This is a genomic window from Streptacidiphilus monticola, assembly GCF_042658505.1.
Lineage (GTDB): Bacteria > Actinomycetota > Actinomycetes > Streptomycetales > Streptomycetaceae > Streptacidiphilus > Streptacidiphilus monticola.
Genome location: NZ_JBHSQJ010000033.1, coordinates 12,728 through 38,152, shown reverse-complemented (window position 1 = coordinate 38,152; position 25,425 = coordinate 12,728). Strand labels below are relative to the sequence as shown.

Here is a 25,425-nt window from a genome sequence, read left to right as displayed (position 1 = left end):
GCTCAGCCGCTCAGCGGGCAACTCGAAGAACGTTACGTGGCGGGGCAGCCGGAGTCAAATCACGCGAGGACCTGGGCCACGAAGTCCGCCAGGTTCACCTGGAGCTGCAGGATCTGCTCCTCCTCCGAGAGCGTGGTCGGCACCCGCTCGCCGAAGGTCGGCCGCTTCCGGCCGCGGACGTAGAGCGAGCAGGACAGGTCGGCGCAGACGTACGTGCCCACCGTGTTGCCCTCACGGCCGGCCGCGCCCGCGCGGCGCGCGGAGAGCAGGGCAACTCCGGTGCCGCCGTGGGAGGTCAGGCACAGCGAGCACAGGTTCGTCTTGGTCAGCGTCCGGCGCAGCCCGACCGGGGCGCGGAGGGTGACGCCGATGAGGCGGCCGTCCACCGGGGCGACGAGGTAGCCGCGGTCGGGCGCGCCCGGGTCCCGCCAGCCGAGGAAGTCAAGGTCCTCCCAAGGCAGTTGGTCCAGGTCCCGCGGCGTCCGGATACGGTTCGCCTCGCCCTTCGAGCAGTTGACGAAGGAGGCGCGGATCAGTTGGTCACTCAGCGGGTCCATGATTCCGACGCTAACCCGGGCCACCGTTCGCGTGCATCCGAATAATCCGCGGAACACAGACGCCGAGTGGAGCGCCCGGAACGCCCGTGCCCCCGCCGCCCGGACGGGCAGCGGGGGCACGGCGACGTGAAGGGGGCTGACGCCGGGTCAGACCTCCACGACCATGGGGAGGATCATCGGGCGTCGGCGGTAGGTGTCCGACACCCACTTGCCGAGCGTGCGGCGCACCAGCTGCTGCACCTGACGGGTCTCCAGAACGCCGTCCTGGGCCGAGCGGTTGAGCGCGTCCTGGATCTTCTCCACGACCGGTGCGAAGGCCTCGTCCTCGATGCCCGAGCCGCGGGCCTGGATGTTCGGACCGCCCACGACCTTTCCGGTCGTCGAGTCCACGACCAGGAAGACGGTGATGATGCCCTCATCGCCGAGGATGCGGCGGTCCTTGAGGGAGCTCTCGTCGATGTCGCCGACCGACAGGCCGTCCACGTACACGTAGCCGGCCTGGACCTTGCCCGCGATGCGCGCGGTGCCGTTGACCAGGTCCACGGCGACGCCGTCCTCGGCGATGACGACGTGGTCCTTGCGGACGCCCGTCTTCTGCGCCAGGTCGGAGACCGCCCGCAGGTGGCGCCATTCGCCGTGCACCGGCATGACGTTGCGCGGCTTGCAGACGTTGAAGAAGTACAGCAGCTCGCCCGACGACGCGTGGCCGGAGACGTGCACCTTCGCGTTGCCCTTGTGCACCACGTTGGCGCCCCAGCGGGTCAGGCCGTTGATGACCCGGTAGACCGCGTTCTCGTTCCCGGGGATCAGGGAGGAGGCGAGGATGACGGTGTCGCCCTCGACGATGCGGATCTGGTGGTCGCGGTTGGCCATGCGCGACAGCGCGGCCATCGGCTCGCCCTGCGAGCCGGTGCAGATCAGGACGACGTCCTCGTCCGGCAGGTCGTCCAGCGTCTTCACGTCGACGACAAGGCCCCCGGGGACCTTGAGGTACCCGAGGTCGCGGGCGATGCCCATGTTGCGCACCATCGACCGGCCGACGAAGGCGACCTTGCGGCCGAACTCGTGGGCGGTGTCCAGCACCTGCTGGATACGGTGCACGTGCGAGGCGAAGCTGGCGACGATGATGCGCTTGTCCGCGCGGTCGAAGACCTGCTGCAGCACCGGGCCGATCTCCCGCTCCGGCGTGATGAAGCCGGGGACCTCGGCGTTGGTGGAGTCCACCAGCAGCAGGTCGATGCCCTCCTCGCCCAGGCGGGCGAAGGTCGGGAGGTCGGTGAGCCGCTTGTCGAGCGGGAGTTGGTCCATCTTGAAGTCGCCGGTGGCGACGACCATGCCCGCCGGGGTGCGCACGGCGACCGCGAGGGCGTCCGGGATGGAGTGGTTGACGGCGATGAACTCGCAGTCGAAGCCGCCGATGCGCTCGCGGTCCCCCTCCTTCACCTCGAGGGTGTACGGGCGGATCCGGTGCTCGGCGAGCTTGGCCTCGATCAGGGCCAGCGTCAGCTTGGAGCCGATCAGCGGGATGTCGGGCTTCTCCCGCAGCAGATAGGGGACGGCGCCGATGTGGTCCTCGTGACCGTGCGTCAGGATCACGCCGTCGATGTCGTCGAGGCGGTCCCGGATCGAGGTGAAGTCGGGAAGGATCAGGTCGACTCCGGGCTGCTCCTCCTCGGGGAAGAGCACGCCGCAGTCGATGATCAGGAGGCGGCCGCCGAACTCGAAGACGGTCATGTTGCGACCGATCTCACCGAGTCCGCCGAGGGGGGTGATCCGGAGGGCGCCTTCGGCGAGCGGGGGCGGTGCGCCCAGCTCAGGGTGCGGATGACTCAATGAACTCTCCTCTCCGCGCACGCCGGAGGGCACTCCTGGTGCATGGCGTGGCGCGGCATCGTGTCCTGCTTCGGTGGTGCATCACGTCTCCGTTGCTCGGGACGTGGACGTCTGTGGTGTCAGAGGTGTACCCCGCCGGAGGCGAGATCCCTCCTCAGTTGGTCGATCTCCGCCTGCGTGGCCTCGACGAGGGGCAGCCGGAGCGGGCCTGCGGGGAGGCCCTGGAGGTTGAGCGCGGCCTTGGTGGTGATCACACCCTGGGTGCGGAAGATTCCGATGAAGACCGGGAGAAGCCTCTGGTGTATCTCGGTGGCCTTCTTCACGTCACCGCGGACGAAGGCCTCCACCATGTCGCGGATCTCCGGCATGACGAGGTGGCCGGCCACGCTGACCACGCCGACGGCGCCGACGGCGAGCAGCGGCAGGGTCAGGATGTCGTCGCCCGAGTACCACACCAGCCCGCTCTCCGCGATGGCGCGGGAGGCCGCGGCGACATCGCCCTTGGCGTCCTTGTTGGCGACGATCCGGGGGTGCTCGCCCAGGCGGACAAGCGTCTCGTGCGCGATGGGCACCCCGGTGCGCCCGGGGATGTCGTAGAGCATCACGAGCAGGCCGGTCGCGTCGGCGACGGTGGTGAAGTGCCGGTACAGGCCCTCCTGCGGGGGCTTGTTGTAGTACGGCGTCACCACGAGCAGGCCGTGCGCGCCGGCGGCCTCGGCCTGGCGGGCGAGTTCGACCGTGTGGTGGGTGTCGTTGCTGCCGACCCCCGCGACGACGTGGGCGCGGTCGCCGACCGCCTCCAGCACGGCGCGGATCAGCTCCGATTTCTCCGCGTCGCTGGTGGTGGGCGACTCGCCGGTGGTGCCGTTGACGACGAGGCCGTCGTTGCCCGCGTCGACCAGGTGGGACGCCAGGCGCTGCGCGCCGTCGAGGTCGAGCGCGCCGTCCGCGGTGAACGGGGTCACCATCGCGGTCAGTGCCCGGCCGAAGGGGGTCTCGGGGGTGGAGGTCGGAGCCATGAGTCCAACGCTACTCGGTGTGAGTGTCGGCGAGTGCACCCGTCCACTCCCAGGACACGCGCGCGACGGCAGGGGGGTGGACGGAGCGAGCCCGGTACCGCCTGCTCGGGGGTTCAAGCGGCACCGGGGCTCGTGCTTTGAGATTAGGTAAGCGGTAGATATCCCGCAAATGGGACATACCGGAGATTCGTCCACGTGGGCGTCGGCCGGCCGGCCGGCCGAGGCGTCGTCAGGGCGCCACCCTGCCATGGGTGTTGAAGGCCTCGTGGGTGAGCGGCATCAGCCGGGCCCACTCCTGCTCCATCTTCTCGGCGACCATCTCGATCTCCCGCTGGGGGAAGCTCGGCACCTTGCTCCGCTCGTCCTTGGTGCGCAGCGAGAGGAAGTGCATGAGGGAACGGGCGTTGCAGGTGGCGTACATGGAGGAGAACAGCCCCACCGGCAGCACCGCCCGGGCGACCTCGCGGGCCACCCCGGCCGCGAGCATCTCCTGGTAGCGCGCGTACGCCTCGCGGTAGGCCGACTCCATCGACTCGGTGACGGCCTTGTGCTGCTCGGGGGTTCCCTCGAAGAACTCGTACTTGCCCGGACGCCCCTGCTGGACGAGCTTCCGCTCCGCTGACGGCACGTAGAAGACCGGCTGCAGCTCGCGGTAGCGCCCGCTCTCCTCGTTGTAGGACCAGCCGGCGCGGTGGCGGTGGAACTCGCGGAAGACGAAGATCGGGGCGCTGACGAAGAAGGTCATCGAGTTGTGCTCGAAGGGCGTGCCGTGCCGGTCGCGCATCAGGAAGTTGATCAGGCCCTTGGACCGCTCCGGGTCCTTCTGCAGTTCCTCGAGGGACTGCTCGCCCGCCGTCGAGACGCGTGCCGCGAAGAGCACGTCGGCGTCCTGGGCGCTGCTGCGCACCAGCTCGACGGTGACGTCGTCCCGGAACACGGGCTCGGGCGCGGCAGGGGTCTGGTCGGTCACCTGGGGAGTCCTTTCGATGAGCATGGGGCCAGGGTGGCGCAGGGGTTTCCGGGGTGCGGAGAGCCCGCTGGTTCTGGTACTGCTGACACCTGTCCGGCCGGCGAACAGCCTACGGGAATCCGGTACTCCCCCAGGGAACGGTGAGGCGATGTCAGTGGTGGTGCGCGAGGCGCGCGTTGACGACCTTGCGGCCGTCGCCCTCGTGCGGGCGCGGTCGTGGGCGGCGGCGTACGCGGGGATCGTGCCGCCGGCGTATCTGGACCAGATGCAGGACGAGGAGGCGTTGGAGCGTTCCCGACGCAGCTGGGAGACGCGGCCCGCGGACCGGTTCCTGCTGGTCGCGGAGGTCGGCGGGCAGGTCGTCGGGTTCGCCTCGGGCGGGCCGGAGCGGCCCAACGCCGCGGGGATCGAGGGGCGGGGCGAGGTGTACGCGATCTACACCCTGCCGGAGGTCTGGTCGACCGGTGTCGGCGCGGCGCTGATGGCGGGGGCCCTGGCCCGCCTGACCCGGTATCAGCAAGTGGTCCTCTGGGTCCTGGAGGAGAATAAGCGGGCCCGTGCCTTCTACGAGCGCGTCGGCTGGGGCTGGACCGGCGCCCGGGAGGAGCTGCAGCTGGGCGGGGTCACGCTGCAGGAGCTCCAGTACCAGCGCCCCGGCCGTGCAGTTTGATCGCGTGCTCCATCGCCTTCCGCGCACGCGGGGTGTCCCGGGCGTCGGCGTAGGCGACGGCCAGGCGGAACCAGACGCGCCAGTCGTCGGGCTCCGCCTCCGCCTCGGCCTGGCGCTTGGCGAAGACGGCGTCCGCCTGGTCCCGGTCGACCCGGCCGCCGGCCGAGCGCTCGGGGCGGTCGGTGGGGAGACCGCCCTCCGCCTCGAGCTCACGGGCCAGCCTGGCGCTGTTGCGTCCGAAGCGGTACGTCTTCCACAGGAACCACAGGCCCAGGCCGACCAGGACCTCGGCGGCGATGCCCATGCCGATGCCGAGCCCGTTGCCGGTCGCCATCAGCTGGGCGCCGGTGGCGACGACCACGACGAAGCCGAGCAGCAGCGCGGCGGAGACGACGATGTAGGTGATGCGGGCGGCCACGGTGCTACTCGCCGTCCTCGAAGAGGAAGTGCTCCAGGCCGAAGGTGAGGCCGGGGGCGGTCACCACCTTGCGGACGCCGAGCAGGATGCCGGGCATGAAGCTGCTGTGGTGGAGCGAGTCGTGACGGATGGTCAGCGTCTCGCCCGTGGTCCCCAGCAGGATCTCCTGGTGGGCGAGCAGGCCGCGCAGGCGGACCGAGTGGACCGGGACGCCGTCGACGTCCGCGCCGCGGGCGCCGGGGAGGCCGTGCGTGGTCGGGTCCTGCTGCGGCGGCAGACCGGCCTCGGCCCGCGCGGCGGCGATGAGCTGCGCGGTGCGGGTGGCGGTGCCGCTCGGGGCGTCGGCCTTGCGGTCGTGGTGCAGTTCGACGACCTCGACCGTGTCGAAGAACTTCGCCGCCTGCTGGGCGAACTTCATGCTGAGCACGGCGCCGATGGAGAAGTTCGGCGCGATCAGCACACCGGTGCCGGGAGAGGCGGCCAGCCACTCGCGGAGCAGGCCGAGGCGGTCCTCGTTCCACCCGGTGGTGCCGACGACTGCGTGGATGCCGGAGGCGACGCAGTACTCGAGGTTGCGCATGACCGAGTCGGGGTGGGTGAGTTCGACGGCCACCTGGGCGCCGGAATCGGCCAGCGTCTCCAGCTTGTCGTTGCGGCCCAGGGCCGCGACCAGCTCCAGGTCGGGAGCGGCCTCGACGGCCTTGGCTGCCTCGGAGCCGATCCGTCCGGTGGCTCCGATGACGGCGACCCGCAGCGGCGTGCTCATGATCTTCTCGCTCCCTTGCCGGAGGTGCTGACGGTGGTTCAGAGTGCGTCGGCCAACCGGGCGGCGCGCTTCCCCGCCACCGGTCCTATCACAGCCAGGGAGGGGCGGTGCGCACCGAGGACGCTTCCGGCGACCTCGCGGACGTCGTCCAGGGTGACCCCGCCGAGCTTGGCCAGCAGTTCGTCGACGGAGAGGTGGGTGCCGTAGCAGAGTTCGGCCTTGCCGAGCCGGGACATCAGCGAGCCGGTGTCCTCGGTGTTGAGCACGGTGGAGCCGCAGAGCTGGCCGATGGCGCGCTTCAACTCCTCCTCGGTGATGCCCTGTTCGGCCACCCGCTGGAGTTCCTCGCGGCAGATCTTGAGGACTTCCTCGACCCGCTTGGGCTGGCAGCCGGCGTAGATGCCGAAGAGGCCGGAGTCGGCGTAGGCGGAGGTGTAGGAGTACACCGAGTAGGCCAGGCCGCGCTTCTCGCGGACCTCCTGGAACAGGCGCGAGCTCATGCCGCCGCCGAGGGCCGCGTTGAGGACGCTGAGCGCCCAGCGGCGGTCGTCGGTGCGGGACAGGCCGGGGAGGCCGAGCACGAGGTGGGCCTGCTCGGTGGGCCGGTCGAGGATGTCCGCCTTGCCGGCGGTGCGCAGCGCGCGGACCCCGGAGCGGGGTGCGGCCGGGGCCACGTCCTCGCGGTGCAGCGCGCCGGTGCGGGCGAAGGCCTTCTTGACCAGCCGGACGACGGTGGCGTGGTCGACGTTGCCGGCCGCGGCGACGACCAGGTGCTCCGGGCGGTAGCGGCGCTTGTAGAAGCCGTGGACCTGGTCGCGGGTGAGCGCGTTGATGGTGTCGACGGTGCCGAGTACGGGGCGGCCGAGCGGCGAGTCCCCGTACATGACCTTGGCGAAGAGGTCGTGGACGACGTCGGACGGGTCGTCCTCGGTCATCGCGATCTCTTCGAGGACGACGTCGCGCTCGGTGTCGATGTCCTCCTGCCGGATCAGCGAGTCGGTCAGCATGTCACTGACGACGTCGATGGCGAGGGGGAGGTCGCGGTCGAGCACCCGCGCGTAGTAGCAGGTGTACTCCTTGGCGGTGAAGGCGTTCATCTCGCCGCCGACCGCGTCGAGCGCGGAGGAGATGTCCAGCGCGGAGCGCTGCGAGGTGCCCTTGAAGAGCAGGTGCTCCAGGTAGTGCGTGGCCCCGTTGAGCACGGGGGTCTCGTCGCGCGAACCGACCCCGACCCAGATGCCGAAGGCCGCGGAGCGGACCGAGGGCACGGACTCGGTGACGACGCGCAGTCCGCCGGGCAGGACGGTCCGCTTGACCGTTCCGGTGCCGTCGACGCCCTTGAGCAGGGTCCGCGTCGTCCCAGGGCGCTGCCTCTGCGCCGTCGGCTGGCTCACTGTTCTCCTCATGGAATGACGTGCACCACCTAGGGGCGCGAGGCTGTGACGATCTGCGGCTCCGCCGCGTGAGCGCGAGCAACCGGTTCCCTCCGTGGAGGGCCGGTCGCGCCCAAGCGGCGGAGCCGCACATGTGTTCAGCCCCGCGCCCCAGGTGATTGGGGGGTCACCGGCGTGGCACCGGCAACCCGCTGTTCCTGCTGCTTACTTGGCCTCGGCCTCGGCCTCGGCCGACTCTTCGCCCTCGATCACCGGGACGAGGGAGAGCTTGCCGCGGGGGTCGATCTCGGCGATCTCGACCTGGACCTTGGTGCCCACCGGGAGCACGTCCTCGACGTTCTCCACACGCTTGCCGCCGGCGAGCTTGCGGATCTGCGAGATGTGCAGCAGGCCGTCCTTGCCGGGCATGAGCGAGACGAACGCGCCGAAGGTCGTGGTCTTGACCACGGTGCCCAGGTAGCGCTCGCCCACCTCGGGCATGGTCGGGTTGGCGATCTGGTTGATCGTCGTCCGGGCCGCCTCGGCGGCCGGGCCGTCGGCCGCACCGATGTAGATGGTGCCGTCGTCCTCGATGGTGATCTCGGCGCCGGTGTCCTCCTGGATCTGGTTGATCATCTTGCCCTTGGGGCCGATGACCTCACCGATCTTGTCCACCGGGATCTTGATGGTGATGATGCGCGGCGCGTTCGGGGACATCTCGTCCGGAACGTCGATCGCCTCGTTCATCACGTCGAGGATGTGCAGGCGGGCGTCCTTGGCCTGCTTGAGCGCGGCGGCGAGCACGGAGGCCGGGATGCCGTCGAGCTTGGTGTCCAGCTGAAGGGCCGTCACGAAGTTCTTGGTGCCGGCGACCTTGAAGTCCATGTCGCCGAACGCGTCCTCCGCGCCCAGGATGTCGGTCAGCGCGACGTAGTGGGTCTCACCGTCGATCTCCTGCGAGATCAGGCCCATGGCGACACCGGCGACCGCGGCCTTCAGCGGGACACCCGCGTTCAGCAGCGACATGGTCGAGGCGCAGACCGAGCCCATCGAGGTGGAGCCGTTGGAGCCCAGCGCCTCGGAGACCTGGCGGATCGCGTAGGGGAACTCCTCGCGGGTCGGCAGGACCGGGATCAGCGCGCGCTCGGCGAGCGCGCCGTGACCGATCTCGCGGCGCTTCGGGGAGCCCACGCGGCCCGTCTCACCGACGGAGTAGGGCGGGAAGTTGTAGTTGTGCATGTAGCGCTTGCGCGTCTCCGGGGAGAGCGTGTCGAGCTGCTGCTCCATGCGGAGCATGTTCAGCGTGGTGACGCCCAGGATCTGGGTCTCGCCGCGCTCGAACAGCGCCGAGCCGTGGACGCGGGGGACGACCTCGACCTCGGCGGCCAGGGTGCGGATGTCGGTGACCCCGCGGCCGTCGATGCGGACCTTCTCCTTGACGATGCGCTCGCGGACCAGCTTCTTGGTCAGCGCGCGGTACGCGGCGGAGATCTCCTTCTCGCGGCCCTCGAACTCCGGCAGGAGCTTCTCGGCGGCGAGGTCCTTGACGCGGTCCAGCTCGGCCTCGCGGGCCTGCTTGCCGGCGATGGTCAGCGCCTGGGCCAGCTCGTCCTTGACGGCGGCGGTCAGCGCGGTGAGGACGTCGTCCTGGTAGTCCAGGAAGACCGGGAACTCACCGGTCGGCTTGGCAGCGGCGGCGGCCAGCTCGGCCTGGGCCCGGCACAGCTCCTTGATGAAGGGCTTGGCGGCCTCGAGGCCCTCGGCGACGACCTCCTCGGTCGGGGAGACGGCACCGCCCTTGACCAGCTCGATCGTCTTGTCGGTGGCCTCGGCCTCGACCATCATGATCGCGACATCGCCGTCTGGCAGGACGCGACCGGCGACGACCATGTCGAAGACGGCCTCCTCCAGCTCCTTGTGCGTCGGGAAGGCGACCCACTGGCCGCGGATCAGCGCGACGCGGACGCCGCCGATCGGGCCGGAGAAGGGCAGCCCCGCGAGCTGGGTGGAGGCGGAGGCGGCGTTGATGGCGACCACGTCGTAGAGGTGCTCGGGGTTGAGCGCCATGACGGTGACGACCACCTGGACCTCGTTGCGCAGGCCCTTGACGAAGGACGGGCGCAGCGGACGGTCGATCAGGCGGCAGGTCAGGATGGCGTCCTCGGAGGGACGGCCCTCACGACGGAAGAAGCTGCCGGGGATGCGCCCGGCGGCGTACATGCGCTCCTCGACGTCGACCGTCAGCGGGAAGAAGTCGAAGTGCTCCTTCGGCTGCTTGGAGGCGCTGGTGGCGGAAAGGACCATGGTGTCGTCGTCCAGGTAGGCGACGGCGGAGCCGCCGGCCTGCTTGGCGAGACGGCCGGTCTCGAAGCGGATGGTGCGGGTGCCGAAGGCGCCGTTGTCGATGACCGCGACACTCTCGTGCATGTTGATGTCTTCCACCCGGAAGATCTCCTTCGTGTCCTCAAGGTGGAGCGCCCTCGCGCTGTTTCCGCTGCTCGGCGGGACCGGCCGGGCCGGTCTTCGATCGAAGCCGTCGGACCCGCGTGGGTCCGGCTGGCCACTACCGAGGACCGGCGCCTGGTTGCCGCCTGAGGTCGGATGCGTGTGGACGCTCCGGCGTCTTTGTTTCTGTTCTCGCTGTTGCGTTGTGTGCTTTACACCTTACGCACGTGCACATTCCCACGCGTGCGCAACGTTCAACCGTGCCGCGCGTGGCGTGGCCACCGCGCGGTGCTCCGGATGTGCCGAAGGGCGGCTCCCCAGACGGGAGCCGCCCCGAGGCGGTCGACTAGCGCGCGGCGCCGGCGGCACCACGGCGGATGCCGAGGCGGTCCACCAGGGTGCGGAAGCGCTCGATGTCGGTCTTGGCCAGGTACTGCAGCAGACGGCGACGCTGGCCGACCAGGAGCAGCAGACCACGACGGGAGTGGTGGTCGTGCTTGTGGAACTTGAGGTGCTCGGTCAGGTCCGAGATACGGCGGCTGAGCAGCGCGATCTGGACCTCGGGGGAGCCGGTGTCGCCCTCCTTGGTGCCGTACTCGGCGATGATCTGCTTCTTGATGGCGGGGTCGAGGGCCACTGTGACCGACTCCTTGTAGTCTCGATGCCCCGGTCGGTCCCTGGTCTTCCTCACAGGGTCCGGACGAACCCGGGCGCATTCCAGCAGCCAAGGTTACCAGTCGTCACCTGCTGCACTTGCACGAGCCCTCAGGGGCGCGGGGAACTGCGCGAGCAGCCACCCACCCAGGGAGGTCCGACCCCACCTGCGGGACGAACCTCCGCGAGTGGTGGGCTGGTCGCGCAGTTCCCCGNCAGGGGCGCGGGGAACTGCGCGAGCAGCCACCCACCCAGGGAGGTCCGACCCCACCTGCGGGACGAACCTCCGCGAGTGGTGGGCTGGTCGCGCAGTTCCCCGCGCCCCTGAGGGGGGCTAGCTGGTGAAGCCGCGGACCGTGCTGTAGACGTCGAGGACGGCCAGGGCGAGCGGGATGAGGCTGGCGAGGACGAGGCCGTCGACGAGGTCGAGGATGCGGCCCCAGAAGGGGGAGACCCCCTTCTGGGGAACGACGAGTGCCACGCCGACCAGGATCGCGCCGCCGCCGACGATCGCGGCGGCGATCACCAGGGTGCGGATGTCGACGGCCGAGGGGTTGCGCTGGTTCTCGAAGAGGAACAGCGGCAGGTGCAGCGCGATGGACACGACCAGCAGGGCCAGCGTGCCCGCGCCGGCGACCAGCAGGCTCAGCACCTGGGAGGTGTAGCGGAACAGCCGGGCCCGCAGCATGGTGGCGATGCCCAGGGCGAGGGCGAGGAACTGGGTCCAGCGGTCGTCGGTGAAGGAGAGGACGACGCCGGAGCCGACGACGACCGCCGCGCAGCCGCCGACCAGACCGACCAGGAGTTCGTGGCCGCGTCGCGCCTGGGCCGCGATCCGCTCGAAGTCCGCGGCCTCGGGCTCGTGGCCGGCCTCGGCGGAGGCCCGCTGCTGCGGGGCCTGGAAGGCGACGGGCAGGCGGGCGAAGCGGGCCGACAGCGCGGGCAGGAAGCCGATCAGCGCGACGGCGACGACCGCCGCGCCCGCCGCGACCTCGCGGGACGAGGCGCCCGTGAGCACCGCCGCGAAGGTGGCGGCGGTGCCGACGCCGGCGACCAGCGCGGCGCCGACGAACGGGGCGTCGCCCTGCGGGGTGAGGGCGGTGAGCAGCACCGCGGCGACCAGGACGGCGAGGCAGCCGATGAGGAACTGCACCCGGCCGGGGCCGTCACCGTGGGCGGGGGCGACGATGCCGGAACCGCCGAGCAGCGCCAGCGGCAGGGCCGCGAGTCCGAGCGCGACGGCGCTGCCCCGGTCCTCGTAGACGCGTGCCCGGACGCCGGCGAGGGTGACCAGCACGAGCGCGACGACGCCGGCGACGAGGCCGGGCAGTGAGTGCATGTCGTGCCGCAGGTCGGCGAACCAGAGCGCGAAGCCGAGCAGGGTCAGCGCCAGCACACCCGCGAACAGGCCTGCGGTGCGCAGGAGTTGAGGGCCCCACAGACTGCGGTCGGCGCTGACGGCGGTGGCGACGGCGTCGGCCACGTCGTCGTAGACGGCCGGGGGCAGCGACTCGGCGAAGGGGCGCAGCGAGAGCAGGTCGCCGTCGCGGATGTTCTGCGCGGCGAGGGTCAGGCTGCTGTCGAGGACGGTCCCGTCCCTGCGCACCAAGTGGTAACCGGTGGGCGCGCCTTCGGCCTGGCTCTGGCCCGAGAGCCGCAGCACCTCGGGGTAGACCTCCGCGAGCGGGACGTCCTCCGGCAGTGCGACGTCGATCCGGCTGTCCGGCGCGACGACGGTGACCCGGCAGAACCCGGTCGCTGCGCTCGTGCTCACCTGGCGGCCCCTCCCCCTGGAGTTGCATTGGCTGTCCGCGTACAGCCGGTCAGCCTACATGCGCCGGGCACGTCCGGAACGCGAGGCTGCGGACACCTGCGGCTCCGCCGCGTGGGCGCGACCAGCCCTCGCCGCGGGGAGGTCCGACCCCACGTGCGGGCCGGACCTCCCTGGGTGGTGCGTACCCGCGCAGTTCCCCGCGCCCCTGGGGGTCTGACGGCGGCACATCAATCGCACACGGGTAGGATCACGGCCTGCGGTACGGGGAACGGGGGCTGCCGCGGCCCCACTTGGCCTCCCCGGCCGGTAGGCCTGAAGCTCTGGGGAGAAGCGCGATGAGCGTCGTTACCGTCAAGCGGCCGCCGCGGGCGTACCCGCCCGCGGTGCCGAGTGAGGACCTCCGGCTGGAGTCCCCGCCCGAACTCGCGCGAGGGGACGGCGCGCCATGGTGGCAGGCGCTGCTGCCGATGCTGGCCACCGCCGGTTCCGCCGCGTTCTTCTTCATGCCCGGCATGCAGATGATGATGAAGGTGATGGGCGGCGTCATGGTCGCCACCACCCTCGCCATGGCGGTCGCGCAGGTGAACCAGCAGCGCAAGGGCGGCGGCGCGGAGCTGGACGACGAGCGCGGCGACTACCTCAAGTACCTTGCGCAGCTGCGCAAGCAGGTCCGCCGGACGGCGACCAGGCAGCGCGACGCCCAGCTGTACCTGCACCCGGAGCCGGACCAGCTGTGGTCGATCGTGGCCGAAGGCCGGCGGCTGTGGGAACGGCGGCCCAGCGACGCGGACTTCGGGCAGGTGCGCATCGGCACCGGTCCGCAGCAGCTGGCGACCAAGCTGGTGCCGCCGCAGACGGCCCCGGTGGACGATCTGGAGCCGCTGACCGCCGAGGCGATGCGCAGCTTCCTGGCCGGCCACAGCACCATCCCGGGCCTGCCGCTCGCGGTGTCGCTGCGGGCCTTCTACCACCTGTCCGTGTCGGGTGACCCGGACACGGTCTACGGCGTGGTGCGTTCCGCGCTGGCGCAGTTGACGACCCTTCACTCCCCCGACGACCTGGTGGTGGGCATCGCCGCCGCGCCGGGCGCCGCGCCGGAGTGGGAGTGGGCGAAGTGGCTGCCGCACGTGCAGCACGCGAGCGAGTCGGACGGCGCGGGCTCGCGCCGGATGATCTGCACCTCGCTGGAGGAGCTGGAGGGCCTGCTCTCCGACGACCTGTCCGGACGGCCGCGCTGGCACCGGGACGGCCAACTGCAGCCGGACCAGCCGCACTTGGTCATCGTCCTGGACGGGGCGAACGTGGACCCGGAGTCGGTGCTGGCGAGCGCGGACGGCCTGCTGGGCGTCACCGTGATCGAGGTCGTCCCCGGTGAACTGGACGAGCTGCGCGGCCAGTTGGCCGTGGTGGTGACGCCGGAGAAGATGCGGCTGCAGTCGTCCTCGGGCGCGCGCTACTCGGGCGAGCCGGACGTCCTGTCCGCCTGGCAGGCCGAGGCGCTGGCGCGGCAGTTGGCCCCGCTGCGGGTGTCCGCGGGCGGCGACGACGAGCCGCTGCTGGCGAACCTGGACTTCACGGACCTGATGGGCGTGGGTGACGCGGCCTCGGTGGACGTGGCGCGGACCTGGCGGCCGCGGCCGGTGCACGAGCGGCTGCGGGTGCCGATCGGTCTGGGCGCGGGCGGCGAGCCGGTGGTGCTCGACCTCAAGGAGGCGGCACTGGAGGGCATGGGCCCGCACGGCCTGTGCGTGGGCGCGACCGGTTCCGGAAAGTCGGAGCTGCTGCGCACACTGGTGCTGGGCCTGGCCATGACGCACTCCTCGGAGACGCTGAACTTCGTCCTCGCCGACTTCAAGGGCGGTGCGACCTTCGCGGGCATGGCCGACATGCCGCACACCTCGGCCATCATCACCAACCTGGCCGAGGAGCTGACCCTGGTGGACCGCATGCGCGACTCCATCACCGGTGAGCTGAACCGGCGTCAGGAACTGCTGCGCGCGGCCGGCAACTACGCCAACATCCACGACTACGAGCGGGCCCGCGCGGCGGGCGCACCGCTGGACCCGCTGCCCTCGCTGCTGCTGATCATCGACGAGTTCAGCGAGCTGCTGACGGCGAAGCCGGACTTCATCGACATGTTCATCCAGATCGGCCGTATCGGCCGGTCGCTGGGCGTGCACCTGCTGCTGGCCTCGCAGCGCCTGGAGGAGGGGCGGCTGCGCGGTCTGGACACCTACCTCTCCTACCGCATCGGTCTGCGCACCTTCTCGGCCGCCGAGTCGCGGGCGGCGCTGGGCGTGCCGGACGCGTACCACCTGCCCCCGGTGCCGGGTGTCGGCTACCTGAAGTTCGGCACGGACGTCTTCGCGCAGTTCAAGGCCGCCTACGTGTCCGGCCCCTACCGGGCCGGCGGGGTGCGCCAGTCCTCGGGGCGGGTGCGCCGGGCGCAGCCGGTGCTGTTCACCGGGCGGCCGGTGCCGCTGCCGGTGCTGCCCGAGGTCGAGGAGGAGCCGCAGGTGACGGCGCGTCAGGACGACGCGCTGGTGGACACGGTGCTCGACGTGATCGTGGACCGGCTGGAGGGCCAGGGCCCGCCGGCGCACCAGGTGTGGCTGCCGCCGCTGAACGAGGCTCCCTCGCTGGACGCGCTGTTCGGCCAGGTCACCCCGACCGCCGAGCGCGGCCTGACCGCGCCGGACTACGGGGCGCTGGGCCGGCTCATGGTCCCGGTCGGCCTGGTGGACAAGCCGTTCGAGCAGCGCCGCGACGTGATGTACCTGGACTTCGCCGGAGCCCAGGGCCACGGCATGGTCGTCGGTGGTCCGCGCTCGGGCAAGTCCACGCTGCTGCGCACCGTCATCGGTTCGTTCGCGCTCTCGCACACCCCGGCCGAGGTCCAGTTCTACTGCCTGGACTTCGGCGGCGGCGGCATGATCGGCCTGGCCGACCTGCCGCACGTCGGCGGCGTCGCGGGACGCCTGGACGGCGACAAGGTCCGCCGCATCCTGGCCGAGGTCTCCGGGCTGCTCTCGCACCGCGAGGAACTGTTCCGGGCACAGGGCATCGACTCCATCGCCACCTACCGCAACCGCCGCAAGCAGGGCCTGCTGCCCGGCGAGCAGTACGGCGACGTGTTCCTGGTCATCGACGGCTGGCTGACCTTCCGTCAGGAGTTCGAGCAACTGGAGCCGCTGGTCGCCAACCTGGCCCAGCAGGGTCTGGCCTACGGCATCCACGTGCTGGTCTCCGCCGCCCGCTACGGCGAGATCCGCCCGGCGCTCAAGGACCTGCTGCTGAACCGGGTCGAGCTCAAGCTCGGTGACGCGATGGAGTCCGAGGTGGACCGCAAGGTCGCGCAGAACGTCCCGGCCGGCGCGCCGGGCCGGGGCCTGACGCCGGACAAGCTGCACTTCCTGGCCGGCCTGCCGCGCGTGGACGGCTCCAGCGGGACCGAGGACCTGGCCGACGGCGTGCAGGAGTTCGTGCGCCAGGTGGCCGGCGCCTGGAGCGGACCGGTGGCCCCGCGGGTGCGGATGCTGCCCGAGCTGCTCCCGGCGGAGCAGTTGCCCAAGGGCTTCGAGCGCCCGGAGCTGGGCATCGCCATCGGCGTCGACGAGAACGCGCTGGAGCCGGTCTACCTGGACTTCGACGCGGACCCGCACTTCATCGTCTTCGGTGACGGCGAGACGGGTAAGACGGCCCTGCTGCGGCTGATCCTCAAGGGCATCACCGAGCGGTACACCCCGGAGCAGGCACTGATCGTCATCGGCGACTACCGGCGCTCGCTGCTGGGCGCCGTGACCACCCCGCACCTGCTGGAGTACGCCGCCGCGCAGCCCGCGCTGCAGGCCTTCCTCGGCGACGTGCGCGGCTCGATGGAACGCCGCATCCCCGGCAAGGACGTCACCCAGGAGCAGCTGCGCGACCGCAGCTGGTGGTCGGGCCCGGAGCTGTTCCTGGTCGTCGACGACTACGACCTGGTCGCGACCTCGTCCGGCAACCCGCTGCAGCAGCTGCTTGAGGTGCTGCCGTTCGCCAAGGACGTCGGCCTGCACATCATCATCGCCCGCCGCTCGGGCGGTGCCGGGCGCGCCCTGTTCGAGCCGGTCATCCAGCGGCTCAAGGAGCTGGGCGCGCAGGGCATCGTGCTCTCCGGCGACCGCGACGAGGGCGTGCTGCTGGGCAACGTCCGCCCGCAGATCCTTCCGCCCGGCCGAGGCGTGCTGGTCACCCGCCGCCGCGGCACCTTCACGGTGCAGACGGGATGGCTGCCACCGCAGTAGCCGTCCGCCTGGTGGGAGTGGCCCGATCGTTATCGGGAGATTCGCCTCACCTGGCTGCGTGATTCGAAGCGTCGCGTAGCGGAATCCAGCGAAAGGACAGAACGGGACATCAGCCTTCAGTATGAAGGCAGATGTCCCGTTCTGCATTTGATAGCCAGGCCGGGGATGCATGGGGCCATGTCGGTCAGCGCACTGACGGCCCATCAGTTCAGTTGTGATACGGCGTTAACACCACGGAATCCGAAGGAAAACCGTCCTTGACGCTTCGTTAACAGCAAAGGTTTCATGACCGGGCAAGGGAGCGACCGAAGACATGCGAAGCAACCGCCCGGAGGCGATATCGCTCCCTCTCGCTGACCCTCACCAGTAGAGATCGGAACGCGCATGACCGACACGCTGAGCCGTCCCCAGGACGGCGCCTTCGACGCCGCGCCAGGCGGCAACCCCCCGAAGTTGAAGCGCTCCATCGGCGTCGTCGGCGGCACCCTGCTGACGCTGTCCTGCGTGACCCCGGCCTCCTCGCTGTTCGTGCTGGTCCCCGGCTCGCTGCAGACCCTCGGCACGGGCACCGCGGTGGTCCTGGCGGTCGCCATGGTCCTCTGTATCGGCGTGGCGTTCTGCTACTCCGAGCTGGGCACCCTGGTCCCCAGCGCCGGCGGCGAGTACGCGATGGCCGGCACCACGGTCGGCCGCTTCGCCGGCTGGCTGGTCTTCATCCAGGCGCTGATCTGCGTCATGATCATTCCCCCGATCATCGCCCTGGGCACGGCGGAGTACCTGGCCCCGCTGTTCCACGTCAACAACCAGGTCATGGGCGCCCTGGTGATGCTGGCCGCCACCGTCATGGGTCTGCTGGACCTGCGCGCCAACGCCTGGATCACCGGCATCTTCCTCGTCCTGGAGGTCATCGCGGCCGGCATGGTCGCGGTCCTGGGCTTCGCGCACAGCAACCGCTCGGCGAGCGTCATGCTGCACCCCACCGTCACGGACGGGCACGGGCACAGCAGCGTCGTCAACCTGAGCCTCATGGCCGGTGGCCTGGCCGTGGCCCTCTTCATCACCCAGGGCTTCTCCACCGCCGTCTACCTGGCCGAGGAGATGGAACGCCCTCACCGCACCGTCCCGCGCACCGTGCTGTGGACCCTGGGCCTGGGCTCCCTGATCATCCTGCTGCCGACCATCGGCATCACCCTGGGCGCGCCCAGCCTGGACGTCCTGTCCAGCGGCGACATCGCGGGCATGGTCACCCAGTGGAGCAACTCCGCGATCGGCACCTTCATCAGCCTCTGCGTGGCGCTGGCCATCATCAACGCGGCCATCGTCATGGTCATCCAGAACTCGCGGGTCCTGTTCGCCTCCTCGCGCGACGCCGCCTGGCCCGCCCCGGTGAACCGCGCCTTCGGCAGCCTCAGCAAGCGCTACGGGTCCCCCTGGATCTCCACCCTGGCGGTCGGCGTCCCCGGCGCGATCCTCTGCTTCGTGAACCTGGACACCCTGAGCAGCGTCACCAGCGTGGCCGTCATCCTGCTGTACGCGTTCGTGGCGATCGCGGCACTGGGGACGCGGCGGGGCAAGCACAAGGACGCGGCGGCATGGCGCATGCCCGGGTGGCCGGTGGTGCCGGTGCTCATCCTGGCCGTGCTGGGCTACGCCGCGTACGAGCAGACGGTCAAGGCGCTGGTGATCACGCTGGGCATCACCGCTGCGGCGGCCCTGTACTGGGTCTTCTACCTCCGCCCCCGCCCGGACACCCGCTGGGTCATCACCGTCCCCGAGGACGACTGAGGCCCCGTCAGGGGCTTTTGCGGGGCGCGAGGAACTGCGCGACCAGCCGACCACCCAGGGAGGTTCGACCCTTGATCGGGGACGGACCTCCCTCAGTGGTGTGTTGCTCGCGCAGTTCCTCGCGCCCCTGGGGGCTACGCCCTAAAGCGCTTGGCGGCGGCGGGCGTCGCGGAGGACGGTGGCGGTGCCGGTGACCAGGAGGACCAACAGGGCGGCGATGCCGACGGCGTAGAACGCCGTGCGGCGGTCGCGGTCGGCCTGGGTCTCGCCGGGGGCGAGGGGCCGGGGCTTGACCGGCGCCGCCGCCCGCGGGCCCTGGGGGGTGGGCGTAGGGGCGTCCTCGGGAGCGGAGGTGTCGGAGACGGCCGCCACCGGGTCGACCACGCCCCAGCCGATCTGGTCGTTGCGGCCGGGATCGGTCCGCTGCGCCGTCTGCTCGATGCGGGCGATGATCTGCGCAGGCGTCCAGTGCGGGTACATCTGCTTCAACAGCGCTGCCACGCCCGCCACATAGGGCGCCGCGAAGCTCGTGCCGCTGTCCACGCACTGCCCGCGCTTGGGTACCGTGGAGACGATGTCGACGCCCGGGGCGGCCACGCCCACCGACGTGCCGCTCTCGGAGAAGGACTCGGCCCGCTCGTCGTTGCGGTCGGACGCGCCCACGCCGAGCACGCCGGGGAAGGACGCGGGGTAGGTGGGCAGGGGCAGCCCCTCGTTGCCCGCCGAGGCGACCACGACGATCCCGGCCGCCACCGCGCGCTTGACGGCCTGGCCCAGCTCGCTGCTCTCCGGGAGCGCGACCGGCTTGCCGTTGCTGCTGACGTCCTGGGAGATGTTGATGACGCCCGCGCCGTGCGTGCGGGCGTAGTCGACGGCACGGGCCAGGTCGCTCTGGGTGCCGTTGCCCTGGCCGTCGTTCTGACGGATCGACAGGATGCGGGCCTGCGGGGCGATGCCGACGAAACCGGTGGACGGGATGGCGCGCGCGGCGATGATGCCCGCGACCATGGTGCCGTGGCCGACCGGATCGGTGAGCGCGTTGCCCTGGGCGTCCTTGAGCAGCGTCGGGCCGGCCGTGACCGCCCCCGCGAGCTGCGGGTTGGTGGCGTCGACGCCCGTGTCGATGACGGCGACCGTCACGCCCTTGCCGGTCGCCTTCTGGTGGAGCTGCGGCAGCAGGACCCGCTGGAGCGCCCAGGGCGTGCCCGGGATGTCCTGCGCCGGGAAGGTGCACTGGCCGCTGGAGGCGTAGGCCGGAACGGCCCCCGCGCCCACACCCCCGAGGGCGCCCAGGGCCAGGGCGGCAGCCGCGGCTGCCGCCCTCGACACCGCTCTGCTCATCCCCAGATCGCGGCGTTGCGGTTCTCGGTGGACTGGTAGTTCTGCGCGGCCTGGTCGAGCGCACCGGCGATCTGCTCCAGGACCGCGTGCAGGTCGGCCGCGGTGGAGTCCCACTCGCGCTGGCGGGCCTGGTAGCCCTCCTGCGCCTTGCCCTCCCAGCTCTGGGCGATCCGCTGCACGCCGGCGCGCAGATCGTCGAGCTGGGCCTGGACCTTGCCCGCGGTGCTGCGGACGTCGCTCGCCGCCTGGGACACGGTGGCGAAATTGACCATGATGTGGCCGGACATGATGCCTCCTCGGTTACGTGGTGTGAAGAAACGACCGGGCGACCCGCCCGGGAGCGGGTCAGCCGAGCGCGGAGGTGATCCGGCTGAGGCTGGAGTGCTGCTCCTGCTCCGTCGAGCTGTACTGGCTCGCCGTGTTGTCGATGGCGTCCTTCATCTCCGAGAGCACGCGGTTGAGCTTGCTCGCGTCCTCGTTCCACTTCTGCTGCAGCTGCTGGTACGCGGTGGCGGCGTCGCCCTGCCACCCCGACGTGATGGAGCTGACCACGTTGTTCAGCCGGCTCAGCTCCTGCTGGATCTGCGCGTTGACCTCGGACATGCGAGCGGAGAAGGCCCGCATCTCCTCGTGGGTAGTCCTGAACTGTCCAGCCATGTGCACCGTCCCCCATGAGACAGACCGTCAGAAACCGGTAGTGCGAGGGGTGTTCCCGCAGGACAAACCCCGGAACTGCGCGCCCCCGCCCGGCCGGTGCCGCCCTTTGGGCACCTTTCGCACGATCACTCTATCCGTCGTCGCGGACACGCCCAACACCCCCCGCCAACTTGTGGACAACTTGGGACGTACGGCAACGATCCCGTGGCCCGGGGCGCCGAGGAGCCGTCAACTTCCCTGCGGCTGACCGGCGGCGGTCGGGTTGAGGGCGGGACCGGTGGGCACCAGCGCCGACCACGCCTGCGGCACCGGCAGCGGCTGCTTCAGGTCGCCGTAGCCGAGCCGGCTCTGCGCGCCGCCGTTCTGCGGCACCGGGTAGCGCAGCCCCGCGTCGGTCAGCAGGTCGACCGCGCCGCTGTCGGTGCTGGTGCCGGAGACGGCCCGGTAGAGCAGGCCGGTGCCCGGCGTGACGTAGACGCCCGCGGTTCCCGAGGCGGCCTGCGCCACCGGGTAGGAACTGCCGGTCCACAGCGCGTACTTGGCGGGACCGACGCCGGTCTGCGCCCCGTCGTAGACGGCGCAGGCGACGCCGCCGGTGTTGGCCTGCTCGACGGCCGCCGTCGGCCAGTCCAGGTCTGCGGCGTAGGGCGAGCGCTCGTTGGCGCCGGCCACGGCCAGCGCATCCACCTGCTGCTCCGGCTGACCCGGGTGCAGCGCGTCCAGCAGCCGCGCGGTGAACGCGGAGACCGGGTGCACCCCGTCCTTGAGCACGACGTAGTGCAGGCCGGTGGAGGAGGTGTGGAACACGTCGCCCACCCGGTTCGGCACACCGCTGCCGGGCACCGCCACCGTCTGGCCGAACCGGCCGTCCAGGTTCGGCAGTTGCAGGCTGATCGGGTCGCCGGGACGCAGCGCGTCCAGCCACTCCTTGGTCACCGGCTGCGGGCGCTGGACGGTGCCGCCGAAGGCGGCCGTGGCCAGGTACGCCCACGGGTCGTCGGACTGCTTCGCGGCCTGCACCGCGGCCGGGCTGACCGAGCCGCGCAGCAGCTTGTGCGCCGTGCCGCCGGCGTCCACCAGGAACCGCGCGCCGTCCGGGCCCTGCACGTAGAACGCCTGACGGGCGCTCAACCGCTGGTTCAGCGCCGCCTCCTGGCCCCGGCCGAGCACGAACAGCTTCTGGTCGACGCCGCCGTCGCCCTGGCGGTCGCAGGCGGCCCAGGTCTTGGGAGCGGCCGCCTCGTCCGCGGTGGGCAGGCTGTCCGGGGCGTAGGGGATGCCGAGGGTGGCGCCGCGCTTGACCGACGGCGAGGTGAGCACCTTGTCGTCCACCTCGACGACGGTGGACTTGTCCTGCAGCAGCAGCCGCGCCGAGGCGATGTTGAGCACCGGGTGCAGCACGCCGCCGAGCATCACGTAGCGGGTGGTGGTCTGCCGGTCGACGATGACGGCGTTGGCCGTCTGCCAGTCCTTGGGCGCACTGGGCTTGACGATGCCGATCGCCCCGAAGACCGCCACGGTCACCACCCCGAGCACCACGCTGGGTACGAGCGCCCGGAGCGGCTTGGGCGCGTCCTCGACGCTGCCCCCGCCGTCCGGCCGCAGGAACGCCGCCACCGTGCGCCGCCTCGAGTAGGTGTAGGCACTCAACTCGTACTTGCGTGATGCCATCCCCATGCTCCCCGTACGTCGATTGACGGATGCCTCGCGCGAACGGTACGTACGGTACGGGTACGGTGTAGCCCCGAGCCAACCGGGACCTGACAAGCGGGCCTGCTTGGCACCAGCGAGCACGCGAGGACTTCGAGCAGAGAGGGTAGTTCGGGGGATGCCCACACAGACCGCTCCGCCGCCGGCCGTCCGCGAAGGCGGCCGCGGCAGCCGCCGCCCCGCGGACGCCGCACCGCAGGCGGGCCCGGCACGTCCGGTCCCGCGGCCGCGCCCAGGGCGCATCGGGCCACTGCTGCTGTCCCAACTGGTGCTGGTGGAGGCCATCGCCGCACTGGTCCTGCTCGGCATGGCCGGCGGCCGCATCGCCCTGATCGGCTGCGGCGTGCTGGCCGTCCTGCTGGTGCTGCCCGCGCTGCTGCGCTGGAACGGCCTCGGCTTCGGCGACGCCCTGCGCGTCCGGCTCGACCTGAGGGCGCGCCAACGTGCCGCCCGGCGGACGGAGTTGGATCCGGAGGCGGACCCGGCGCTGGTCCCGGTGCTGGAGTGGGAGCCCGCCCTGCGGGTCACCGCGCACGGCATCGAGTGGGACGGCGGCGCGGGCCGCAAGGAGCGCCGCGAGATCGGCATGGTCGGCGACGGCACCTTCCTCAGCGCGCTGATCCGCGTCGAGGCACCGGACCGTCCGCTGCGCCCGGCCGCCCCCGGCTCGCCGCTGCCGCTGTCGCTGCTGGCGAACGCGCTGACGGTGGACGACATCGTGCTGGACTCGGTGCAGGTCCTGCAGTTCAGCCAGACCGCCCCCGCCCCGCACCTGCCCGAGCAGGCCCTGGCCGCGCGCGCCTACCGCGAACTGCCGCACGGCACCTCCACCCCCGCGCTGCGGATGACCTGGGTCGCCGTCCGGCTGGACCCCGAGCTGTGCCGCCCCGCCGTCACCGCCCGCGGCGGCGGCGAGATCGGCGCGCGCAAGGCGCTGCAGCGCGCGGTGGACCAGCTCGCCGCCCGGCTCGGCGGCGCCGGCCTCCGCGCGACCGTGCTGGACGCGGCCGGGGTCACCTCCGCCATCGGCACGGCCACGCTGCCGCACCCGGTGGCGGCCACGCACGGCCGCTCGGCGCAGCCGGGCGGCCCGGCCCGACGCACCGTCGAGGCCGTCAAGTCCTGGCGTTGCGACGACCGTTGGCACCGCAGCTACTGGGTCTCGTCCTGGCCCCGGCTGGACGGCCCGCACGCCCCCGCGGTGGTCGACATGCTCACCGGCACGCCCTCGCTGGGCAGCAGCCTCAGCGTGACGCTGCGCCGCGCTGGCGCGGGGGCCGTGGCGCTGACCGGGCACGTCCGGGTGACCGCCCGCGGCGAGTCCGAACTTGCGGCGGCTGCCCGCCAGTTGGAGACGCGGGCGCGCTCCGCCGGGATCGGCCTGCTGCGGCTGGACCACGAGCAGCTGCCCGGCCTGCTGGCCACCCTGCCGCTCGGCGGCACCATCCGTTGACGCGAAGGGACCCACTGAGATGGCAGCACTGACGGCGGGCTTCGGCCTGCGCGGGCCGCGCCGCGAGCAGCACATCCTGGAGGCCGACGCGCTGGAGCGGGTCTCGCTCCCGGTCGGGGACGACGGCGTCGTCATCGGCCAGGACGGCGAGGGCCGCCCGGCGGTGGCCGGGCTGTTCCGGCCCACGCCCTACGAGGTGGTGCTGTTGGGCGGCGTCTGGACCGCCCAGCTCATCGCGCTGCGCGCGGCCGCGACCGGCGCCCGGGTGGCCGTCGAGACCGGCCGCGGCCACCTGTGGGGCGCGGTCGCCCAGGCCGCCGGCGGCGGCCAGCCGTGCCTGACGGTGCACCCGCTGGGACGGATCGGCCCGCAGGGCGCGACGGTGGCCGCGCCTGTGCTGGTCGTCCGCGACTGCGGGCCACGCCCGGCACGCACCCGCCTGTCGGCGAGCCCCTGGCAGACGGTGCTGACGGTGCTCCCCTACCTGGGTGCGGGCTCGGAGCGGCTGCTGACGGGCGCTCAACTGGTGGGCGTGCAGCGTGTCTCCCCGCAGGAGGCGGCGGCGGTGGCCAAGGCCCTGACCCTGCCCGAGCAGGAGGAGCGCATCCTGCCCTCGCTCGGCGACGGCGTCACCCTGTGGGCGACCCGCACCGACCGCACCCTGACCCAGAGCGGCCCCACCGCGGCGGAGGCCCAAGTCCTGGGCCCGGCGCGCCGGATGGACTAGCTCCCCGTCTCCCCCGGGCCGGCCGGGGGACGGCGTGCGGACGTACGGCGGTGCGAGGCCGGGCCGCCGCTGCGGAGTGAGCCGGTGGGGACGACCGCCTCTCGTCACGCCTTCCGGACCGGCGCCGCCCCGCGTCGCCTGATGCGCCGTCAACCCTGGACGTCGCCCTGCCGGAACCGGGCCCGGCGGTCGCGGCGATGTCAGGGAGCGGCTGGTCCTGGGTTCGGCGCCCGCGCCGCAGGCGGCGGGCGCTGTGGCCCCGACCGGTACTGACGTGCTCACCCGGACGGCGGTTAGTCTGGTGCGCGACCGACAGCAGCGGCGGCCGTCAGGCCGTCGGCACAGCGAGAGGCGAGGACGGGGACAGTGACGAGCGACCGCGACGGCGTCTACGCCGGCGAGCACGCGCCGGGCGAGGACGAGGAGACGTCGGACACGCCCGACTACACGCCGCCGGCCTGGTACATGCAGAACGCCCCGCAGGTGGGCTCCGCACCGGTCCCGCCGCCCGCGGCGCCGGCGCCGGGCGCCTATCCGCCCCCTCCGGGCGGGTACTACCCGCCGCAGCCGCCGCCCGGCGGCCCGTTCCCGCAGCAGCTCGGCCCGGACGGTCGTCCCCTCGCGCCGCTGCAGCCCTTCCCGGGGCAGGGCCCGGCCGTTGACCACCCGTCGTCCCAGCCGAGCGTCCCTCCGGTCGGGGCTCCCGCGGTTCCCCCGTTCCCCGGACAGGCCGGGAACGTCTCCCCGTTCGCGCCGCCCGCTGCGGGGGGTCCTGCGCCTGACGCCCCGTCGCCTGCTGCCGGTGTGCCGCCGTTCCCCCCGCAGGCACCCTTCGGTGCCGCCGGTGCTGACGCTCCGCCGCCCACGCCGCCGGTACCCGGTCCTGGCATGCCCCCCTTCCCCGGCGCGGCCCCTGCCGCCGCGGCACCCACTCCGGGAGTACCGCCGTTCCAGCCCCCCGCGGGCGGCCCTGGGATGGGCGGCGGGGCG

19 protein-coding genes are annotated in these 25,425 nt (G+C 71.9%); 5 read left to right on the top strand and 14 right to left on the bottom strand.

Annotated features, from left to right (window positions below):
- Nucleotides 1-59: 59 nt before the first annotated feature.
- From ACFP3V_RS09450 to thyX, 4 genes are all read right to left on the bottom strand, one after another.
- Nucleotides 60-557, bottom strand: coding sequence for an FBP domain-containing protein (locus ACFP3V_RS09450; RefSeq protein WP_380581878.1), 498 nt, complete (start codon nucleotides 555-557; stop codon nucleotides 60-62).
- Between the two features lie 147 nt (nucleotides 558-704).
- Nucleotides 705-2,390: a ribonuclease J gene (locus ACFP3V_RS09445; RefSeq protein WP_380581876.1), complete on the bottom strand. Its 1,686-nt coding sequence runs from the start codon at nucleotides 2,388-2,390 to the stop codon at nucleotides 705-707.
- 119 nt (nucleotides 2,391-2,509) lie between these two features.
- Entirely contained in the window at nucleotides 2,510-3,409 is a 900-nt protein-coding gene (gene dapA / locus ACFP3V_RS09440; protein ID WP_380581874.1) for a 4-hydroxy-tetrahydrodipicolinate synthase, read from the bottom strand.
- Between the two features lie 229 nt (nucleotides 3,410-3,638).
- Nucleotides 3,639-4,379 (bottom strand): FAD-dependent thymidylate synthase, encoded by a 741-nt coding sequence (thyX, locus tag ACFP3V_RS09435; RefSeq protein ID WP_380581882.1) that lies wholly within the window; start codon nucleotides 4,377-4,379, stop codon nucleotides 3,639-3,641.
- 148 nt (nucleotides 4,380-4,527) lie between these two features.
- Here thyX and ACFP3V_RS09430 point away from each other — a divergent pair, with 148 nt between their 5' ends.
- The gene (locus tag ACFP3V_RS09430; RefSeq protein WP_380581872.1) at nucleotides 4,528-5,049 is read left to right on the top strand and encodes a GNAT family N-acetyltransferase; all 522 of its coding nucleotides are present in this window, start codon (nucleotides 4,528-4,530) and stop codon (nucleotides 5,047-5,049) included.
- Here ACFP3V_RS09430 and ACFP3V_RS09425 read toward each other — a convergent pair.
- The 6 genes from ACFP3V_RS09425 to eccD all read right to left on the bottom strand — a co-directional run bounded on the left by ACFP3V_RS09425 (nucleotide 5,003) and on the right by eccD (nucleotide 12,479).
- Nucleotides 5,003-5,467: a tetratricopeptide repeat protein gene (locus ACFP3V_RS09425; protein ID WP_380581870.1), complete on the bottom strand. Its 465-nt coding sequence runs from the start codon at nucleotides 5,465-5,467 to the stop codon at nucleotides 5,003-5,005. The genes ACFP3V_RS09430 and ACFP3V_RS09425 overlap by 47 nt on opposite strands.
- Before the next feature lie 4 nt (nucleotides 5,468-5,471).
- Nucleotides 5,472-6,233, bottom strand: a complete 762-nt coding sequence (gene dapB, locus ACFP3V_RS09420; RefSeq protein WP_380581868.1) for a 4-hydroxy-tetrahydrodipicolinate reductase — start codon at nucleotides 6,231-6,233, stop codon at nucleotides 5,472-5,474.
- 38 nt (nucleotides 6,234-6,271) lie between these two features.
- Nucleotides 6,272-7,639, bottom strand: coding sequence for a M16 family metallopeptidase (locus ACFP3V_RS09415; RefSeq protein ID WP_380581866.1), 1,368 nt, complete (start codon nucleotides 7,637-7,639; stop codon nucleotides 6,272-6,274).
- A 192-nt stretch (nucleotides 7,640-7,831) separates the two neighbouring features.
- Nucleotides 7,832-10,033, bottom strand: coding sequence for a polyribonucleotide nucleotidyltransferase (locus ACFP3V_RS09410; RefSeq protein WP_380581880.1), 2,202 nt, complete (start codon nucleotides 10,031-10,033; stop codon nucleotides 7,832-7,834).
- 364 nt (nucleotides 10,034-10,397) lie between these two features.
- Complete coding sequence (rpsO, locus tag ACFP3V_RS09405) at nucleotides 10,398-10,688, bottom strand: 30S ribosomal protein S15 (protein WP_380581864.1); 291 nt, start codon at nucleotides 10,686-10,688, stop codon at nucleotides 10,398-10,400.
- A 351-nt stretch (nucleotides 10,689-11,039) separates the two neighbouring features.
- On the bottom strand, nucleotides 11,040-12,479 hold the full coding sequence (gene eccD, locus ACFP3V_RS09400; protein ID WP_380581862.1) for a type VII secretion integral membrane protein EccD: 1,440 nt from the start codon (nucleotides 12,477-12,479) through the stop codon (nucleotides 11,040-11,042).
- 335 nt (nucleotides 12,480-12,814) lie between these two features.
- On the opposite strand from eccD, the gene eccCa reads away from it, so the two are divergent.
- Both eccCa and ACFP3V_RS09390 read left to right on the top strand, forming a co-directional pair.
- Nucleotides 12,815-16,762, top strand: coding sequence for a type VII secretion protein EccCa (gene eccCa / locus ACFP3V_RS09395; protein ID WP_380581860.1), 3,948 nt, complete (start codon nucleotides 12,815-12,817; stop codon nucleotides 16,760-16,762).
- A 384-nt stretch (nucleotides 16,763-17,146) separates the two neighbouring features.
- On the top strand, nucleotides 17,147-18,547 hold the full coding sequence (locus ACFP3V_RS09390; RefSeq protein ID WP_380581858.1) for an APC family permease: 1,401 nt from the start codon (nucleotides 17,147-17,149) through the stop codon (nucleotides 18,545-18,547).
- Nucleotides 18,548-18,688: 141 nt separating this feature from the next.
- Here the strand turns inward: ACFP3V_RS09390 and mycP are convergent, their stop codons facing one another.
- From mycP to eccB, 4 genes are all read right to left on the bottom strand, one after another.
- On the bottom strand, nucleotides 18,689-19,888 hold the full coding sequence (gene mycP / locus ACFP3V_RS09385; protein ID WP_380581856.1) for a type VII secretion-associated serine protease mycosin: 1,200 nt from the start codon (nucleotides 19,886-19,888) through the stop codon (nucleotides 18,689-18,691).
- On the bottom strand, nucleotides 19,885-20,175 hold the full coding sequence (locus ACFP3V_RS09380) for a WXG100 family type VII secretion target (RefSeq protein WP_380581854.1): 291 nt from the start codon (nucleotides 20,173-20,175) through the stop codon (nucleotides 19,885-19,887). The genes mycP and ACFP3V_RS09380 overlap by 4 nt, the downstream gene beginning before the upstream one ends.
- A gap of 58 nt (nucleotides 20,176-20,233) precedes the next feature.
- Entirely contained in the window at nucleotides 20,234-20,545 is a 312-nt protein-coding gene (locus tag ACFP3V_RS09375; RefSeq protein ID WP_380581851.1) for a WXG100 family type VII secretion target, read from the bottom strand.
- A gap of 228 nt (nucleotides 20,546-20,773) precedes the next feature.
- Nucleotides 20,774-22,216, bottom strand: a complete 1,443-nt coding sequence (gene eccB / locus ACFP3V_RS09370) for a type VII secretion protein EccB (RefSeq protein ID WP_380581849.1) — start codon at nucleotides 22,214-22,216, stop codon at nucleotides 20,774-20,776.
- A 157-nt stretch (nucleotides 22,217-22,373) separates the two neighbouring features.
- Here eccB and eccE point away from each other — a divergent pair, with 157 nt between their 5' ends.
- Together eccE and ACFP3V_RS09360 are read left to right on the top strand one after the other, a co-directional pair.
- Entirely contained in the window at nucleotides 22,374-23,708 is a 1,335-nt protein-coding gene (eccE, locus tag ACFP3V_RS09365; RefSeq protein WP_380581847.1) for a type VII secretion protein EccE, read from the top strand.
- A gap of 19 nt (nucleotides 23,709-23,727) precedes the next feature.
- Nucleotides 23,728-24,435, top strand: coding sequence for a hypothetical protein (locus ACFP3V_RS09360; protein ID WP_380581845.1), 708 nt, complete (start codon nucleotides 23,728-23,730; stop codon nucleotides 24,433-24,435).
- Nucleotides 24,436-25,425: the final 990 nt, after the last annotated feature.

Excerpts from the sequence above, each read along its gene's own strand:
- ACFP3V_RS09450 (WP_380581878.1), bottom strand. The coding sequence starts at position 557 with ATGGACCCGCTGAGTGACCAACTGATCCGCGCCTCCTTCGTCAACTGC.
- dapA (WP_380581874.1), bottom strand. The coding sequence starts at position 3,409 with ATGGCTCCGACCTCCACCCCCGAGACCCCCTTCGGCCGGGCACTGACC.
- ACFP3V_RS09430 (WP_380581872.1), top strand. The coding sequence starts at position 4,528 with ATGTCAGTGGTGGTGCGCGAGGCGCGCGTTGACGACCTTGCGGCCGTC.
- dapB (WP_380581868.1), bottom strand. The coding sequence starts at position 6,233 with ATGAGCACGCCGCTGCGGGTCGCCGTCATCGGAGCCACCGGACGGATC.
- ACFP3V_RS09415 (WP_380581866.1), bottom strand. The coding sequence starts at position 7,639 with ATGAGGAGAACAGTGAGCCAGCCGACGGCGCAGAGGCAGCGCCCTGGG.
- ACFP3V_RS09410 (WP_380581880.1), bottom strand. The coding sequence starts at position 10,033 with ATGCACGAGAGTGTCGCGGTCATCGACAACGGCGCCTTCGGCACCCGC.
- eccCa (WP_380581860.1), top strand. The coding sequence starts at position 12,815 with ATGAGCGTCGTTACCGTCAAGCGGCCGCCGCGGGCGTACCCGCCCGCG.
- ACFP3V_RS09390 (WP_380581858.1), top strand. The coding sequence starts at position 17,147 with ATGACCGACACGCTGAGCCGTCCCCAGGACGGCGCCTTCGACGCCGCG.
- mycP (WP_380581856.1), bottom strand. The coding sequence starts at position 19,888 with ATGAGCAGAGCGGTGTCGAGGGCGGCAGCCGCGGCTGCCGCCCTGGCC.
- ACFP3V_RS09380 (WP_380581854.1), bottom strand. The coding sequence starts at position 20,175 with ATGTCCGGCCACATCATGGTCAATTTCGCCACCGTGTCCCAGGCGGCG.
- ACFP3V_RS09375 (WP_380581851.1), bottom strand. The coding sequence starts at position 20,545 with ATGGCTGGACAGTTCAGGACTACCCACGAGGAGATGCGGGCCTTCTCC.
- eccB (WP_380581849.1), bottom strand. The coding sequence starts at position 22,216 with ATGGCATCACGCAAGTACGAGTTGAGTGCCTACACCTACTCGAGGCGG.
- eccE (WP_380581847.1), top strand. The coding sequence starts at position 22,374 with ATGCCCACACAGACCGCTCCGCCGCCGGCCGTCCGCGAAGGCGGCCGC.
- ACFP3V_RS09360 (WP_380581845.1), top strand. The coding sequence starts at position 23,728 with ATGGCAGCACTGACGGCGGGCTTCGGCCTGCGCGGGCCGCGCCGCGAG.